At 71.9% G+C, this 14,724-nt stretch carries 13 protein-coding genes; 9 read left to right on the top strand and 4 right to left on the bottom strand.

From position 1 onward, the window contains the following. Nucleotides 1-34 precede the first annotated feature (34 nt). The 5 genes from ABT034_RS23360 (at nucleotide 35) to ABT034_RS23385 (ending at nucleotide 9,677) form a co-directional block, all read left to right on the top strand. Nucleotides 35-1,273 carry a sensor histidine kinase gene (locus ABT034_RS23360; protein WP_351218208.1) on the top strand — a complete coding sequence of 413 codons (1,239 nt, stop codon included), beginning with the start codon at nucleotides 35-37 and terminating at the stop codon, nucleotides 1,271-1,273. Beyond that, nucleotides 1,270-1,935 (top strand): response regulator, encoded by a 666-nt coding sequence (locus tag ABT034_RS23365; protein ID WP_351218210.1) that lies wholly within the window; start codon nucleotides 1,270-1,272, stop codon nucleotides 1,933-1,935. Before ABT034_RS23360 ends, ABT034_RS23365 begins: the two co-directional genes overlap by 4 nt. Before the next feature lie 641 nt (nucleotides 1,936-2,576). Then, the gene (locus ABT034_RS23375; protein ID WP_351218212.1) at nucleotides 2,577-4,022 is read left to right on the top strand and encodes an MFS transporter; all 1,446 of its coding nucleotides are present in this window, start codon (nucleotides 2,577-2,579) and stop codon (nucleotides 4,020-4,022) included. Nucleotides 4,023-4,206: 184 nt separating this feature from the next. Next, nucleotides 4,207-5,697: an MFS transporter gene (locus ABT034_RS23380; protein ID WP_351218214.1), complete on the top strand. Its 1,491-nt coding sequence runs from the start codon at nucleotides 4,207-4,209 to the stop codon at nucleotides 5,695-5,697. 359 nt (nucleotides 5,698-6,056) lie between these two features. After that, entirely contained in the window at nucleotides 6,057-9,677 is a 3,621-nt protein-coding gene (locus ABT034_RS23385; RefSeq protein ID WP_351218216.1) for a S8 family serine peptidase, read from the top strand. 100 nt (nucleotides 9,678-9,777) lie between these two features. On the opposite strand, the gene ABT034_RS23390 is transcribed toward ABT034_RS23385, so the two are convergent. Then, nucleotides 9,778-10,518, bottom strand: coding sequence for a class I SAM-dependent methyltransferase (locus ABT034_RS23390; RefSeq protein WP_351218218.1), 741 nt, complete (start codon nucleotides 10,516-10,518; stop codon nucleotides 9,778-9,780). A gap of 119 nt (nucleotides 10,519-10,637) precedes the next feature. On the opposite strand from ABT034_RS23390, the gene ABT034_RS23395 reads away from it, so the two are divergent. Beyond that, nucleotides 10,638-11,024 carry a VOC family protein gene (locus tag ABT034_RS23395; RefSeq protein ID WP_351218220.1) on the top strand — a complete coding sequence of 129 codons (387 nt, stop codon included), beginning with the start codon at nucleotides 10,638-10,640 and terminating at the stop codon, nucleotides 11,022-11,024. A 24-nt stretch (nucleotides 11,025-11,048) separates the two neighbouring features. Further along, nucleotides 11,049-11,459: a hypothetical protein gene (locus ABT034_RS23400; protein ID WP_351218222.1), complete on the top strand. Its 411-nt coding sequence runs from the start codon at nucleotides 11,049-11,051 to the stop codon at nucleotides 11,457-11,459. A 53-nt stretch (nucleotides 11,460-11,512) separates the two neighbouring features. Here the strand turns inward: ABT034_RS23400 and rpsR are convergent, their stop codons facing one another. The 3 genes from rpsR to ABT034_RS23415 are packed head-to-tail and all read right to left on the bottom strand — an operon-like array spanning nucleotide 11,513 to nucleotide 13,207. Beyond that, a complete protein-coding gene (gene rpsR, locus ABT034_RS23405) occupies nucleotides 11,513-11,749 on the bottom strand; it encodes a 30S ribosomal protein S18 (RefSeq protein WP_351218224.1) in 237 nt (78 codons plus the stop codon). Between the two features lie 49 nt (nucleotides 11,750-11,798). Then, nucleotides 11,799-12,962 carry a CobW family GTP-binding protein gene (locus ABT034_RS23410; RefSeq protein WP_351218226.1) on the bottom strand — a complete coding sequence of 388 codons (1,164 nt, stop codon included), beginning with the start codon at nucleotides 12,960-12,962 and terminating at the stop codon, nucleotides 11,799-11,801. Continuing rightward, nucleotides 12,962-13,207 (bottom strand): type B 50S ribosomal protein L31, encoded by a 246-nt coding sequence (locus ABT034_RS23415; RefSeq protein WP_351218228.1) that lies wholly within the window; start codon nucleotides 13,205-13,207, stop codon nucleotides 12,962-12,964. The genes ABT034_RS23410 and ABT034_RS23415 overlap by 1 nt, the downstream gene beginning before the upstream one ends. A gap of 130 nt (nucleotides 13,208-13,337) precedes the next feature. On the opposite strand from ABT034_RS23415, the gene rpmF reads away from it, so the two are divergent. Then, nucleotides 13,338-13,508 (top strand): 50S ribosomal protein L32, encoded by a 171-nt coding sequence (rpmF, locus tag ABT034_RS23420; RefSeq protein WP_351218230.1) that lies wholly within the window; start codon nucleotides 13,338-13,340, stop codon nucleotides 13,506-13,508. 6 nt (nucleotides 13,509-13,514) lie between these two features. Next, nucleotides 13,515-14,705, top strand: coding sequence for a GTP-binding protein (locus ABT034_RS23425; RefSeq protein WP_351218232.1), 1,191 nt, complete (start codon nucleotides 13,515-13,517; stop codon nucleotides 14,703-14,705). The last annotated feature ends 19 nt before the right edge of the window (nucleotides 14,706-14,724 follow it).

The following is a 14,724-nucleotide window of genomic DNA, read 5'->3' on the forward strand; positions in this document are numbered from 1 at the left end:
GCCACCGGCGCCGCGCCCCGTCTAGCGTGGCCGTATGACAGCACGGCAGGAACGGCGGTACGGCGGTGAGGCCCGGCAGCGGGGCGGGCCGCCGCCCTGGCAGCGCTGGGTGGACCGGGAGACCGATCGCCGGATCCCGTGGGTCTCGACCCTGCTGGTGATCGCGCTCGTACAGATCGGATCGGGCTTCGCGGGCCGGCAGCAGGCCGACCCCTACGTCCCGCTCGACGCCTTCGCCCGGCTGCTGCTGTTCGGCGGCGCGGCCCTGCTCCTGCTGCGCCACCGCTTCCCGAGCACCGTCGCGTTCGGTACCTCCGTCGCCGCCCTGGTCTATCTCGGCGCGGGTTATCCGTACGGACCCGTCTTCATCCCCGTCGCCATGGGCTGCTTCGCAGCTGTGGTCGCGGGCCGTCGGCGCCCCGCGTGGGGCGCGGTCGCGATGCTGTGGGTGGGGCACGCGCTGATCGCGCACTGGCTCTACCGGTGGCTGCCGCCCGGTGGCGACGGCCCGGAGTCCTGGGGGCGGGAGCTGCTGGTGGCGGCCTGGGTGGCCGCGGTCGTCGCCGCGGCGGAACTCCTGCGCGTACGCCGGGAGCAGTGGGCGCGCGAGCGGCTCGAGCGGCAGGCGGCGGAGCAGCGCCGCGCCGACGAGGAACGGCTGCGCATCGCCCGCGAGTTGCACGACGTCCTCGCGCACAGCATCTCGGTCATCAACGTCCAGGCGGGCGTGGGTCTGGCCCTGCTCGACTCGGATCCCGAGCAGGCGCGTACGGCCCTCACCACCATCAAGGCCGCGAGCAAGGAGGCGCTCGGCGAGGTCCGCCAGGTCCTCGACACCCTCCGGGCGCCGGGCGACGCGCCACGCTCCCCGGCGCCCGGCCTGGACCGGCTGCCGGAGCTCGTGGAGCAGGCGGCGGCCACGGGTCTGAGCGTGGCGTTGGAGACCACAGGGGTACGGAAGGACCTGCCGCCCGGCGCCGGCCTCGCCGCCTTCCGCATCGTGCAGGAGGCCCTGACCAACGTGGTCCGCCACTCCGGCTCCCGCACCGCCCGGGTCACCCTCGCCTACGCGCCGCGCCGCCTCGGCCTGCGGATCGACGACGACGGCCCGGCCACCGGGGACGAGGCCGGCGGCAGCGGCAACGGCCTGGCCGGGATGCGTGAGCGGGCGGCCGCGCTCGGTGGGACCATTGCCGCCGGCCCTCGCCCGGACGGCGGCTTCCGGGTGGACGCCACGCTGCCGTTCTCCGCCCCGCCGAAGGAGCATCCGTGATCCGTGTCCTGCTCGCCGATGACCAGTCGCTGGTACGGGCGGGCTTCCGCGCCCTGCTCGCCGCGCAGCCGGACATCGAGGTCGCGGGGGAAGCGGCCGACGGAGGGGAGGCGGTGCGGCTGGTACGCGAACTGCGGCCCGACGTCGTCCTGATGGACATCCGCATGCCGGTGCTCGACGGCCTCGCGGCGACCCGCGCGATCACCGGCGACCCCGGGCTCGACGGCGTGAGGGTGATCATGCTGACCACCTTCGAGCTCGACGAGTACGTCTTCGAGGCCGTCCGCGGTGGTGCCTCGGGGTTCCTCGTCAAGGACACCGAACCGGAGGAACTGCTGCGCGCCGTCCGGGCGGTGGTGGAGGGGGACGCGCTGCTTTCGCCCGGTGTGACGCGACGGCTGATCTCGGAGTTCGCCGCCCGGTCCAAGGAGCCCCACCGGGACGAGGCGCTCGGGCGGCTCACCGAACGCGAGCAGGAAGTGATGGCCCTTGTGGGCATCGGGCTGTCCAACGAGGAGATCGCCCGCCGCCTCGTCGTCAGCCCCCTCACCGCGAAGACCCACGTCAGCCGGACGATGGTGAAGCTGGGGGCCCGCGACCGGGCCCAACTGGTCGTGCTGGCATACGAGTCGGGGCTCGTGAGGCCGGGCTGGCTCGGCTGACCGCGGGTACGCCACCCGGCCGCACGAAGCGGCTCAGACCGGCTGGCGTACGGCCGTGACGCGGGCCCCATGAAGACGTACGAGGCCCCCGGTTCGACCCCAGGGCCATCAGGAGTCCGGTGAGCCCGAGCGCGAGCCCGAGCCAGCCGGCGGCGGAGACCACATGGACAACGAGGGTGACCCGGCGTGCGGGACGCTTGAGGTTCATGCGGAACACCATGTCGTGAGGGTGCTGCCGCGGGCGTCCGCCGGGGAGAGTCATCGCGTGTACTGGCCTCGGAGTACATGGCGCGGCCTCGACCCCGGACACCGTGGCGTGAAGCAGCGTGCGTTTATCGCGTTGCGGGGATGTCCGGGCACGTCTTAGCCTCGTGTGGTCCGTCGGTGCCCGTTCCGGGGTCCGACGCTGTGTTTCGAGGTGATGACGTATCTCCCAGGCCAAGTAAGTAGCCGCTCGTTCAAGAGGCTCTTTCCGGTTGTCCGCGATGGCGGGCTTCCGACGTGTGCCTCGACGGCGGTGCTTCCCGATGGCCTGGGTTCGTCGCATCCCTGCTTCCCCCTGTCGCGCTGTAGGCGCGCGGAGGCATGCCCAGGCCTGCCCCCGCCCCCTCTCCCTTCCGTACGCGAACAGGAAATTCCTCGTGTCGACCGACACCCATACCCACGACCGGCCACGCCCCGCAGGGGCCGGCCGTGCCGCCACGATCATCCTGGTCGTGGTGCTGATCGCCGAGCTGATGAACGCGCTCGACGGCTCGATCGTCCACACCGCCCTCCCCTCCATCCAGGCGGACACCGGTGCGTCCAGCGCCGCCGTGCAGTGGATCCCCGCCGCCTACACCCTCACCTTCGCCCTCGCCCTGATCACGGGCGGGCGCCTCGGTGACCTCTTCGGGCGCAAGCGGGTCTTCATCGCCGGCACCGTGCTGTTCACGCTGGCGTCACTGCTCTGCGGAATCGCGACCGGCCCCGAGTTCCTGGTGGCCGCGCGGGCCCTCCAGGGCGCCGGGGCGGCGGCGATGGTGCCGCAGGTCATGGCCACCATCGCGTTCACCTTCCAGGGCGAGTCGCAGGCCAAGGCGTTCGGCATGTACGGCATGATCATGTCGCTCGGCGGCGTCCTCGGGCCCGTCCTGGGCGCCGTCCTGACCTCCGCCGACATCGCCGGCCTCGGCTGGCGGGCGATCTTCCTGATCAACCTGCCCATCGGCCTGGCCACCGTGCTGTTCGCCCTCCGGTTCATCCCGGAATCGCGGGAGCGGCGGGCCAGGCGTCTGGATCCGCTGGGCATGCTGCTCTCCAGCGCGGGTCTGCTGTTGATCGCCTACCCCCTCACCGTGGGCGGTGAGAAGCACTGGCCGGCGTGGAGCTTCGTCATGCTCGTCGCGGGCGCCCTGGTGCTCGCGGCCTTCGTGGCCCAGCAACGGGCGAAGACCCGCAAGGACGGCTCCGCCCTGGTCGCGCTGTCCCTCTTCGAGAGCAAGGCGTTCGCCGGCGGGCTCGCCGCCCAGCTGGTCTTCGGCCTCGTGTCCGGCGTGTTCCTGCTGACGTGGGTGCTGTTCATGCAGTCCGGCCTCGGGCTCTCGCCCGGACAGTTCGCTCCGGCTTCCGTCGCCATCTCCATCGGCGGCCTGGCCGGCGCGATGCTCGCCTCCAGGTGGGCGGGACGCCACCTGCGGCGCGTGCCGCAGGCCGGGGCGGTGCTGATCGCCTGCACCCTGGTCGCGTACCAACTGCTGGTCTCCGCCCAGCAGACCGGGATGCCGATCGTGGCCGCCGTCGCCCCGATGATCCTCGTCGGGGCCGGTTTCGGCATGGTCGGCGCGGGTCTGGCCGGTCTCACCCTCGGCCAGGTCGGCCACGAGGACGCCGGATCCGCGGCGGGGCTGTTCAACACCGCCATGCAGCTCGGTACCGCACTCGGTATCGCGACGGCCTCCGTGGTGTTCTTCGACCGCGCCCCCGCGGGCAGCCAAGGAACCACCGTGACCGAGGCGTTCGCCGGCAGCGTCTGGTACGTCGTGGCCGCTCTCGCGGTGATGTGGGCGTTGATGTTCCGGCTGCCCCAGCCGGTCAAGGCCGCCTGAACCACGGTCGGCGGCCGACCGCGCACGGGGCCGGCCGCCGACCGCCGTAGGGCCTGAGTACGTGTCCGGCCCGGTCCTTCCCCCCTCCCCCCCAAGGCGGACGAGTTCCGCCGTCCGTCGACGCGTACGCGGCCCCGGCCTGCCCGTATCACCGACTCCCACCGGAAGTAGGAGCTCTCCTCCCGTGTCCCACGACACCGACCGAACCACGCGCACCGCCCGGACCGCCCGAACCACCCCGACCGCCACCAGCGTCCGGCCGCGCGCCGGAGCCCCGGGCCGTGCCCGCGCCGTCACCCTCGCCGTCGTCCTGACCGCCGAGCTGATGAACGCGCTCGACGGCTCCGTCGTCTACACCGCTCTGCCCTCCATCGCCGCCGACACCGGCGCCTCCACCGCGGCCCTCCAGTGGATCGACGCCGCCTACGTCCTGACCTTCGCGCTCGGTCTGATCACCGGCGGCCGGCTCGGCGACCTCTACGGCCGCAGGCGGATCTTCCTGGGCGGTACGGCCGTCTTCACGCTGGCGTCACTGCTGTGCGGGATCGCGAGCGGTCCTGACCTGCTGATCGCCGCCCGGGTACTCCAGGGCGCGGCGGCCGCGGTGATGGTGCCGCAGGTCCTCGCGACCCTGCACGTCACCTTCGACGAGGGTTCCCGGGCGAAGGCGTTCGGGCTGTACGGGACCGTCATGTCGCTCGGCAGCGTCATCGGCCCGGTCCTGGGCGGTGTCCTGACCGAGGCCGACCTGTTCGGCCTCGGCTGGCGGCCCGTCTTCCTGATCAACCTGCCCATCGGGATCGCCGCCGTCGTCCTCGGCCGGCGCTTCCTTCCCGAGTCCCACGACCGCACAGCCGGGGGCCTGGACCCGCTCGGCATGTTCCTGTCCGCGCTCGGCCTGCTGCTGATCACGCTCCCGCTGACGATGGGCGGCGAACACGGCTGGCCGGTCTGGACGTTCGCGGCGATGGCCGTCGGCCTGCTCGTCCTGGCGGGGTTCCTGATGCAGCAGAGGACCAAGATGCGGAAGGACGGCTCCCCCCTGGTCGTGCTCTCGCTCTTCACCGGCCGCGCCTTCAGTGCCGGGCTCGCCACGCAGCTGGCCTTCGGCCTGCTGTCCGGCGTCTTCTTCCTGTCCTGGGTCCTGTTCCTGCAGAACGGCCTCGGCCTCACCCCGGGCCAGACCGCGATCGGCTTCGTCGCCGCCTCGCTCGGCGAGATGGGCGGCGCCTGGCTCGCCATGAGCCTCGTCGCGCGCTACGGCCGAGCCGTGCCGCAGGCCGGGGCGCTGCTCGCCGCCGCCGCCCTGTGCGGCTACCACCACCTCATCGCCACCGAGGGCGCCGGCATGGGAACCGTGCCGGCCGCCGCCCCGATGCTCGCCGTGGGCCTCGGCCTCGGCATGATCGGCGCCCCGCTCGCCGACCTGACCCTCGGCAAGGTCTCCCACCGATACGCCGGGTCGGCCTCCGGCCTGTTCAACACCGGAACGCAGCTCGGCATCGCACTGGGGACCGCGCTGACCACACTGGTCTTCTTCACCCACATCACCGCCGGCACCCGCGGCCCGGCCGTGGGCACCGCTTTCGCCGACAGCCTCTGGTACGTCATCGGCACACTCCTCGCGATGTGGGCACTGATGCTCCTCCTCCCCCGACGGACCCGCACCGACTGACGGGCGGCGAGGGATCGATCGTGCTCGCCCATCCATCCCCACGAACAGAACTCATCATCGAACCGCACAGAGTTCTGCAACTTCACGCAACCCAATCCCCCCAAGTAAACGATGTGTTGCGCAAACATTGCGCCCACGTCTCTTGTGTTCGTTTCTGTGTGAAGTTCCCGCTACGGGGGTCTCCTTGTCCGTCAGTGTCTTTTCCGGGTGGCCGTCTTCTGCGATGTTGATCTCGCTCCCGCCAGGTTCCGCTTCGTCAGGCACGGTCGTCTGCAGGGCTTTTGGGGATCCGGCGGGAGCTTGTCCTATCCGCCCGCACGCTCCTGGGGCGCACGTCCCCGGAGCCAATGAGGAGACTCATGTTCCCCACGACATGGAGACGGCGAAGAGTCGCCGCCGCACTGACAGCGCTCGCCGCCCTGGCCGTCCCCCTGGCCGCCGGCGGCGGCACCGCCCTCGCAGGACCCGCCGTCGACAGCCGAGCCTCGGCCGTGGAGCGCAAGACCGAGGCGGCGGTTCTCGCCGACCTCGACGAGGGCGGTGTCGGCACCTTCTGGGTACGCCTCGACAGCGCCGCCGACCTCGCAGGTGCCACCACCGAGGCGAAGACGAAGCGGAAGAAGGGTGAGGCGGTCCTCCGCGCCAAGACGCAGCACGCCGAGAAGTCCCAGGCGCGGCTGCGCAAGCTGCTGAAGGCGGCGGGCGCGGCTCACACCCCCTTCTGGATCTCCAATACCGTCCAAGTCACCGGTGACGCGCGCCTGTTGCAGGACATCGCCGCGCTTCCCGAGGTCACCGCCGTGGAGGCGGAAAAGGCCCTGCGTCTGCCGGAGTTGACGCAGGACGACACCAACCCCGCCGTGAACTCCGTGAACGCCGTCGACTGGAACGTCGCCGAGATCCGCGCCGACGACGTCTGGAACGACTTCAAGGTGCGCGGCGAAGGCATCGTCGTCGCCAACATCGACGGCGGCGTGCAGTTCGACCACCCCGCCCTCGCCTCCCAGTACCGCGGCCGTTCCGCCGACGGCACGGTCAGCCACGACTACAACTGGTTCGACCCGACCCGCACGTGCGCACCCGCCACCCCCTGCGACCACACCGGTCACGGCACCCACACGATCGGCACGATCGTCGGGGACGACGGCGCGGGCACCTCCATAGGCGTCGCCCCGGGCGCGAAGTGGATCGCCGCCCGTGGCTGCGAGTCCAGCAGCTGCTCGCGTGCGTCGCTGCTCGCCGCCGGCCAGTGGATCGTCGCCCCCACCGACAGCAACGGCGCCAACCCCCGGCCCGATCTCGCCCCCGACGTCGTCAACAACTCCTGGGGCGGAGCCGTTTACGACCCCTGGTACGCCGACATCGTCAACGCCTGGAGCGCCGCCGGAATCTTCCCGGCCTTCTCCAACGGCAACAGCGGCCCGTCGTGCAACACCACCACCACCCCGGGCATCTACCCGAACGTCTACAGCTCGGGGGCGTACGGCTACAACGGCGTCATCACCTCCTTCTCGTCCCGCGGCAGCGGCCGCGAGGGCGACGTGAAGCCGAACATCACCGCCCCGGGCGCCGGTATCCGCTCCGCCATCCCCGGCGGCGGCTACCGCGCCCTGTCGGGCACCTCGATGGCCGCTCCGCACACCGCCGGCGTCGTGGCGCTGATGTGGTCGGCCGCGCCCGCACTGCTCCGTGACATTCCGGCCACCACGGCCCTCCTCGACGCCTCGGCGCGGGACATGAACGACACGACCTGCGGCGGCACGGCCGACGACAACAACGTGTACGGCGAGGGCAAGCTCGACGCCTACGGCGCCGTCCAGGCCGCTCCCCGCGCCGGACTCGCCACCCTCTCGGGCACGGTGACGGCCGACGGGAAGCCGCTCGGCGGCGCCCAGGTCAGCGTGGACGGCCCGCTGGACCGGACCGTCGCCACCGCCGCCGACGGCACCTACACGCTGCCGCGGCTGCTGGTCGGCGACTACGCGGTCAAGGTCAGCCGCTTCGGACACGTCACCACCGGCCGCACGGTCACGGTGACCGCGGACGCCACCACGCAGGCCGACTTCGTCGCGCCCGCGGCTCCGGGCGCGACCGTCTCCGGCACCGTCTCCGACGTCTCCGGGCCCGTCGCCGGCACCACCGTCGTCGCCGTCGGCACCCCGGCCAGGACCGTCGTCGCCGCCGACGGCCGCTACACGCTGCCGCTGCCGTACGGCTCCTACCAGCTCAGGGTCACGCCCACCCATGGCTGCGCCGGCCCCGTCGTGCGCTCCCTCGAGGTCTCCGGCGACTCCACGGTCGATCTGACGCTGCCGGTCCGCACCGACGCGTACGGCTACGCCTGCACCCGCCGCACGGGAAGCCACATCGCCGGTACGACCCTGATCCCCTCGCTGACGGGCAAGGACATCTCGCGCGCGTTCAGCATGCCGTTCAACGTGCCGCTGTACGGCTCCACCGCCCCCTCGAACAGGATCTTCATCGGCACCAACGGCCTGCTCGCCTACGCCCCCTTCGTGGAGTTCGGCCACAACACGGACATTCCGGCCACGGGCCAGCCGAACTACGCGCTGTACCCCTTCTGGGACCGCGTACAGGTCGACGCGCAGGCAGGCGTCTACACCGGCGTCCTCGGCACCGCACCGAACCGCCGCTTCGTCGTCGAATGGCGGAACGTGACCTTCAGCGACGGCCGGAAGGACCGCCTGTCCTTCTCCGCCGTGCTCGGCGAGGACGGCTCGATCACCTACACGTACGACGGCGTCCCGCCGGGCGGCGAGCACATCGCCTCCAGCGCCACCATCGGCATGGAGAACGCCGAAGGCACCGACGGTTTCCCGTACGCGTACGACACCCCCTCCGTCCACTCGGGTCTCAACGTCACCTTCCGCGGCACCCGTAACGGCCAGGTGCGGGGCCTCGTCACCGACGGCAACGCCGGTGACGCCGTGTCCGGCGCGACCGTGACCCTGACCCCGGACACCCCCGGCGGCGCCTCGGTGACCACGACCACCCGCGCCGACGGAAGCTACAACGTGGCGCTGCCTCCCGGCACGTACCGGGTGGCGTACCAGAAGACGTCGTACGCCACGGTGACCAGGACCCTCGCGGTGCCGGCCGGCAGCCCCGTGGTGGCCTCCGCGGCGCTGCCCACCGGCCTGGTCCGGGTGGACGTCCCCGCCGAGGGCCTGAAGGCGGTCGTTCCCGAGGAGCAGCGGCGCACCCGCGCTCTGACGGTCACCAACCACGGCGGGGCGGCCACGGCCGTCCGGGTCTCCGAGGCCGTCGCCGGCAAGGAGTCCGACGTGAGCTGGCTCGACGCCTCGCTCGGCGCCGCCGAGCTGGCGCCGGGCGCCGGGACCGCGCTTTCGGTCCGGGTCGACACCGCCGGCGCCACGCCCGGCTCGGTGCTCACCGCGCAGCTCGTGGTCCACTCGGACGGCGCACGGACGCGGACGGTGACCGTGCCGGTCACGGTCGTCGTGCCGCGGTACCAGGTCGCCCTGGACGCGGGCGGGAAGCAGCCCGCCGCGCGGGCCGACAGCGCGGGCGACTCCTGGGCGCCGGACCGGATGTACACCGCCGGTTCGTACGGCTTCCAGGGTGAGGCCGGTCCGCACTCCACCAAGGACGCCGTCAGCGGCACCGAGGATCCGTGGCTGTACTCCACCGCCCGCGAGGGCATGGGAGCGTACCGCTTCGACGGGGTGCCGAACGGCACGTACACGGTCGAGCTCGGCTTCACCGAGACCAAGTCCCATGCCAAGGAGGGCAACCGGGTGTTCGGTGTGCTGATCGAGGGCGCCGAGGTCCTGCCCTCGCTCGACATCGTCCGTGAGGCCGGAAAGGGCGTGGCGCTGAAGCGCTCGTACACCGTCGCGGTCACCGACGGCACCCTCGACATCGAGTTCGCCGCAGGTCAGGGCAAGCCGCTGGTGAGCGCCGTCCGGGTCACCGACCGTCCGGACCTGGCCGGCTGACGCCGTAAAGGTGTTCACCGTCCCGGCAATATGACGGAAAGATAACGGGTCTGGGCCGAGCTTCGTGATCTGAAGCTCGGCCCAGGGCCTGAGCCGGCCGTCAGGCGCGGCAGCGGAGCATTTCCAGCGGGGGGTTGGCGTGGAAGTCGGCCCAGAAGTCCGCGCCGAACTCGCGTACGCCGGCCTCCGACGCCGTCAGCGGGACCCAGGTCAGCCCGGTGAAGCCGGCCGCCCCCAGGGACTTCTCGTAGACCTCGCGACGCGGGCGGTTGGCGACGAGGGAGACCGGCGGGTCGAGCAGGGCCGTGGTCCGGACCCGCGGGCCGGTCTCGGCCTCCTCACCGGTGAGTTCCGTGCGGAAGCCGTACTTCTCCGGGGTCGGCCCGTCGAAGCGGTAGTCGGGCGACTGGTTGAGCAGGAACAGCTCACCGCCGGGCTTCATGCTCCGGTGGATGTTGCGGCACATCCGCTCCGTGGTCGCGTAGTCCTCCGCGTAGTTGAGCAGCTGGACCGCGAGCACGATGTCGAAGGGCTCGTCGAACGGGCGCAGTTCGGCGACGTCACCCACCTCGTAGCGGACACCCAGCGGCGCGGCCTCTTCCAACTGCCGTGCCACGGAGACCATTTCCTCGGAGATGTCGATGCCGAGGACATCCGTGGCGCCGCGCCGCCTGAACTCCCTGCTGTAGAAGCCGGTGCCGGAGGCCAGGTCGAGGAGCGACTTGCCGCGCACGTCACCGACCATGGCCAGGAAGCCGGGCACCACCGCGTACTGCTCGAGGACAAGGGACTTGAAGCCCTCGTACGCCTCACCGATCTCGTCGTACTGTTGCACACCCACCGTGTCGTCTCCTGTGCTTCGTCGTGGACGGATCTGTGACGGGCAGTCTTTCTCCGCCCGTGCAGGCCGTCGTACTCACAGAAGCCACGAAGATGAATGAGAAAACCGGAGAATCCACCATGCGCGTCAAAGCCTTCGACCACCTCGTGCTCAACGTGAGCGACGTCGACAGGGCTCTCGAGTTCTACACCGGCCCCCTGGGCCTCGCGCCCGAGCGGGTCGAGGAGTGGCGGGCCGGCAAGGTGCCCTTCCCGTCGGTCCGCATCGACGGGAGCACCGTCATCGACCTCTTCTCCCGCCCTCGGGGCGAGTCCAACGTCGACCACATCTGCCTGGTCGTCGACCCCCTCGACTGGCAGGAGGTCATCGACTCCGGGACGTTCGAGGTGGTCGAGGGCCCCGTCCCGCGCTGGGGCGCGCGCGGCTCGGCGCAGTCGGTCTACGTCAAGGACCCGGACGGCAACACGGTCGAGCTGCGCTGGTACCCGCAGGACGCGGGCAGCTGAGCCACCTCGTGTTATGAAGGCCCGATGACCCCGATGACATGGACAGAGGGCCGACGGGTGAGCCTCGCGGCCGACCTCAGGGTGGGCGGCGCGGTCACCCTCGCCGGGAGCGTCCCCGCGGAGACGGACACCTCCGTCTCCGCGGGGACGCTGTACCTGGCGGCGGGGACCGGGGGCACCGTCGAACGGATCGACCGCCCGGAGAAGGCCCCGGGCCCCGACGTACGCGAGTACGAGCGGCTCCGGTCGCTCCTCGCCGACTTCGGCCACCAGATGCCCCCGGGGAGCAGGCAGCAGCTCGTGGAGCAGGTGGCGTCCCTGGAACCGGCGTGGACCGCGTACCAGGAGGAGGAACCGCGGACGACGATCCGCGTCCGCCTCGACAACGGCTTCGTCCTGGCCGACGCGCACGAGGACCTGTTCGTCCCGGAGTGACGCGAGTGACTGGAGTGAGCCGCCGCGCCGCTGAGCCCCCTCCACCGGGCGGGTCAGCGGCTCGCGTACGGCAGGAGGGCCATCTCGCGGGCGTTCTTGACGGCGGCGGCGAGGGCGCGTTGCTGCTGGGCCGTGACCCGGGTGACGCGTCGGCTGCGGATCTTCCCCCGGTCGGAGAGGAACTTCCGCAGCAGGTCGGTGTCCTTGTAGTCGATGTACGTGATCCCGGCCGCGTCGAGCGGGTTGGGCCGGGGCGCGGCGGGCTTGCGGGGGTCGTGGCGTCGGGCCATGGGGATGTCGCTCCTTGCGAGGGGGGTGGTCGGGTGGTGCGGGGGCGGCTCAGGCTGCGTCGAGGAGGGTGTCGAAGGCGGCCGGCAGGTGCTTCCACGCCTCGCGTCCCGACCCGTACTCCGCGTCCGTCAGCAGGCAGGAGTCGAGGAGCCGTTCGAGCCCGTCCCGGTCCAGGCCGGGTGACGTGAAGACGAGGTGCTGGCAGCAGTCGCCGTGGTCGGGGTGCCAGTCGAGGGCGGCCGCCGCCCTGCGTACGGGAGGGACCATGTCCCAGGCCGCGTCCGGCAGCGACGCCAGCCAGGGGCCGACGCTCTCGACACACAGCGCGCCCCCCGCCGCGTCCCACGCGAGCAGCGTGTCGGGCCGGTCGGCGAGCCAGAAGCGGCCGCGGCTGCGAGCGGCGGCGCAGCACAGGTCCTCGAGGGCCTCGTAGAGACGCTCGGGATGGAACGGCCGCCGGCGGCGCCAGACGAACGTGGAGACGCCGGCCTCGTCGGCGTCCTGGGGCAGCAGCGCGCACGCGGGGTGCTGCGCCGCCGCGGCGGCCTCGACGTCGACGCCCGCGAACGCGGCGCGGGCGAGTTCGGCGGAACCGGCCGGTATCTGGCGTGCGGTGGGGTGGAGTTGGGCGAGGAGGGCGCGGTCCTCCTCGTCGGCGTCCTCGCTGTCGACGACGGCGAGGACGGGGGCGTACTCCAGCTGGCGGGCCCAGGTGTCCCCGACGGTCCGCCGGTCGGTGGGGGCGGCCGCGAGGCCGGCCTCGGCGAGGTCGTCGCCGTTGCCGAGGTAGGGCAGGACGAGTGCGGGGTCCACGGCGGTGATCACGCCGGTCAGGGCCAGCCGGTCGCCGCCGTGCCCGGCGACCACCTCCGCCATGGCCTTCGGTTCGACCGAGTCCCACAGCTCGACCACGGCGAGGCGGGTGAGGCCGCTGTCGGCCATCCGCCACAGCTCCGGGACGAGGTCCTCGCGCAGGGCGCAGCACGCGCAGTCGTTGACCAGGGGCGTCTCGCCCCGGGAGAGGGTGCCGGAGGCGTCGCGGATCAGGCGGAGGACGGTGCCGCCGGGTGCTTCGGACAGGTCGTGGTGGAGGGCCACGCTTCCCGGCACGGTGGACAGGAGTCGTTCGACGACCTGGGTCCGGGCCTCGGCGTGGAGGCCGGCGACGATCACCACGGGGAGCTTGTGATCGTGGTCCGTGGTCCGGTCCATCAGCGGGCTCCGTAACGGCGCTCGAAGCGCTCGACGCGGCCGGCGGTGTCGAGGACGCGTGCGGTGCCGGTGTAGAAGGGGTGGCTCGCGGAGGAGATCTCCACGTCGACGAGGGGGTACGTCTGGCCGTCCTCCCACTCGACGGTCTTGTCGCTGGTGATCGTGGACCGCGTGAGGAACGCGGTGCCGGAGGCGGAGTCGCGGAAGACGACGGGGCCGTAGGCGGGGTGGATGCCGGGCTTCATGGCAGGGCCTTTCGGTTCGGGGGGGCCGGTGCGGGACGGGCAACACTATATGGCAATGGTTTTCATTATCGACAAGTGCTAGCCTCCGTGTACCACCCCGCCCCACCCCCGAGCTCCCGAGGAGATCCCCATGGCCGTCCCCAAGCGCAAGATGTCCCGCAGCAACACCCGCCACCGCCGCGCCCAGTGGAAGGCGAGCACCGCCCAGCTCGTGCCCTTCACGGTGGACGGCTCGGTGTACCTGGTGCCGCAGCGCCTGGTGAAGGCGTACGAGCGCGGCCTGCTCCGCCCGGAGGGCTGAGCCCCCATGGCACCCACCGACCGGCAGCCCGTGCCCGTCCCGCCCGTTCCTGCCCTGCCCGTGACCGTGCTGTCCGGCTTCCTCGGCGCGGGCAAGACCACCCTGCTCAACCACGTCCTCACCAACCGCCAGGGGCTGCGGGTCGCCGTCGTCGTCAACGACATGAGCGAGGTCAACATCGACGCCGCGCTCGTACGGGGCGGCGAGGCGGCGCTGTCCCGTACCGAGGAGCGACTGGTCGAGATGACCAACGGGTGCATCTGCTGCACCCTGCGCGACGACCTTCTCGAAGAAGTCGACCGGCTGGCCCGCGAGGGCCGCTTCGACCATCTCCTCATCGAGTCCAGCGGCATCTCGGAGCCCATGCCCGTGGCCGCCACGTTCTCCTTCCCCCGCGACGACGGGGCGACCCTCGGTGACATCGCCCGCCTGGACACGATGGTGACCGTCGTGGACGCGGCGGGCTTCCTGCCGGAACTCGACGGCGGCGACGAACTCGCCGAGCGGGGCCTCGCCCCGTACGAGGACGACGAGCGCACGGTCAGCGACCTCCTCATCGACCAGGTCGAGTTCGCCGACGTCATCGTCCTCAACAAGCTCGACCTCGTCGGGCCCGAGGAGGCCCGCCGGCTGCGGGCCACCCTCTCCCGGCTCAACCCGGAGGCGCGTGTCGTCCCGGCCGTACGCGGCCAGGTCCCCCTCGAACTGGTCGTGGGCACCGGCCTGTTCGACGTCGAGCGGGCCCAGCAGGCCCCCGGCTGGGTCAAGGAGCTCAACGGCGACCACGTGCCGGAGACCGAGGAGTACGACATCTCCTCGCTGGTCTTCCGCTCCGACCTGCCGTTCCATCCCGGGCGGCTGTGGACCTTCGTCACCAAGGGCATGGACAGCGGCACCTTCGGGCGCGTGCTGCGCTCCAAGGGGTTCTTCCGGCTCGCAAGCCGACCCCGGGTGACCGGGCTGTGGTCACAGGCCGGCGCCGTCGCCCGGTTCGAGCCGTCCGGCGCCCACGGCCCGGGGACCGCACAGGGCCAGGAACTGGTCTTCATCGGCACCGGGTTGCGCACCGAGGCCCTGCGCGCGGCCCTCGACGCCTGCCTGCTCGCGCCGGGCGAACCCGTACCCGCCGAGGACGACTTCCCCGTGTGGGAGACGTACGGCATCGACGACGCCTGCGAGCACGAGCCGGCGGCCTGACACCCCGCCCCCGCACTCC

This window comes from Streptomyces sp. NPDC002773 (genome assembly GCF_040295605.1).
Lineage (GTDB): Bacteria > Actinomycetota > Actinomycetes > Streptomycetales > Streptomycetaceae > Streptomyces.

Bases quoted from the DNA above. Each gene is read 5' to 3' on its own strand.
- ABT034_RS23360 (WP_351218208.1), top strand. From the start codon at position 35: ATGACAGCACGGCAGGAACGGCGGTACGGCGGTGAGGCCCGGCAGCGG.
- ABT034_RS23385 (WP_351218216.1), top strand. From the start codon at position 6,057: ATGTTCCCCACGACATGGAGACGGCGAAGAGTCGCCGCCGCACTGACA.
- ABT034_RS23395 (WP_351218220.1), top strand. From the start codon at position 10,638: ATGCGCGTCAAAGCCTTCGACCACCTCGTGCTCAACGTGAGCGACGTC.
- ABT034_RS23400 (WP_351218222.1), top strand. From the start codon at position 11,049: ATGACCCCGATGACATGGACAGAGGGCCGACGGGTGAGCCTCGCGGCC.
- rpsR (WP_351218224.1), bottom strand. From the start codon at position 11,749: ATGGCCCGACGCCACGACCCCCGCAAGCCCGCCGCGCCCCGGCCCAAC.
- ABT034_RS23410 (WP_351218226.1), bottom strand. From the start codon at position 12,962: ATGGACCGGACCACGGACCACGATCACAAGCTCCCCGTGGTGATCGTC.
- ABT034_RS23415 (WP_351218228.1), bottom strand. From the start codon at position 13,207: ATGAAGCCCGGCATCCACCCCGCCTACGGCCCCGTCGTCTTCCGCGAC.
- rpmF (WP_351218230.1), top strand. From the start codon at position 13,338: ATGGCCGTCCCCAAGCGCAAGATGTCCCGCAGCAACACCCGCCACCGC.
- ABT034_RS23425 (WP_351218232.1), top strand. From the start codon at position 13,515: ATGGCACCCACCGACCGGCAGCCCGTGCCCGTCCCGCCCGTTCCTGCC.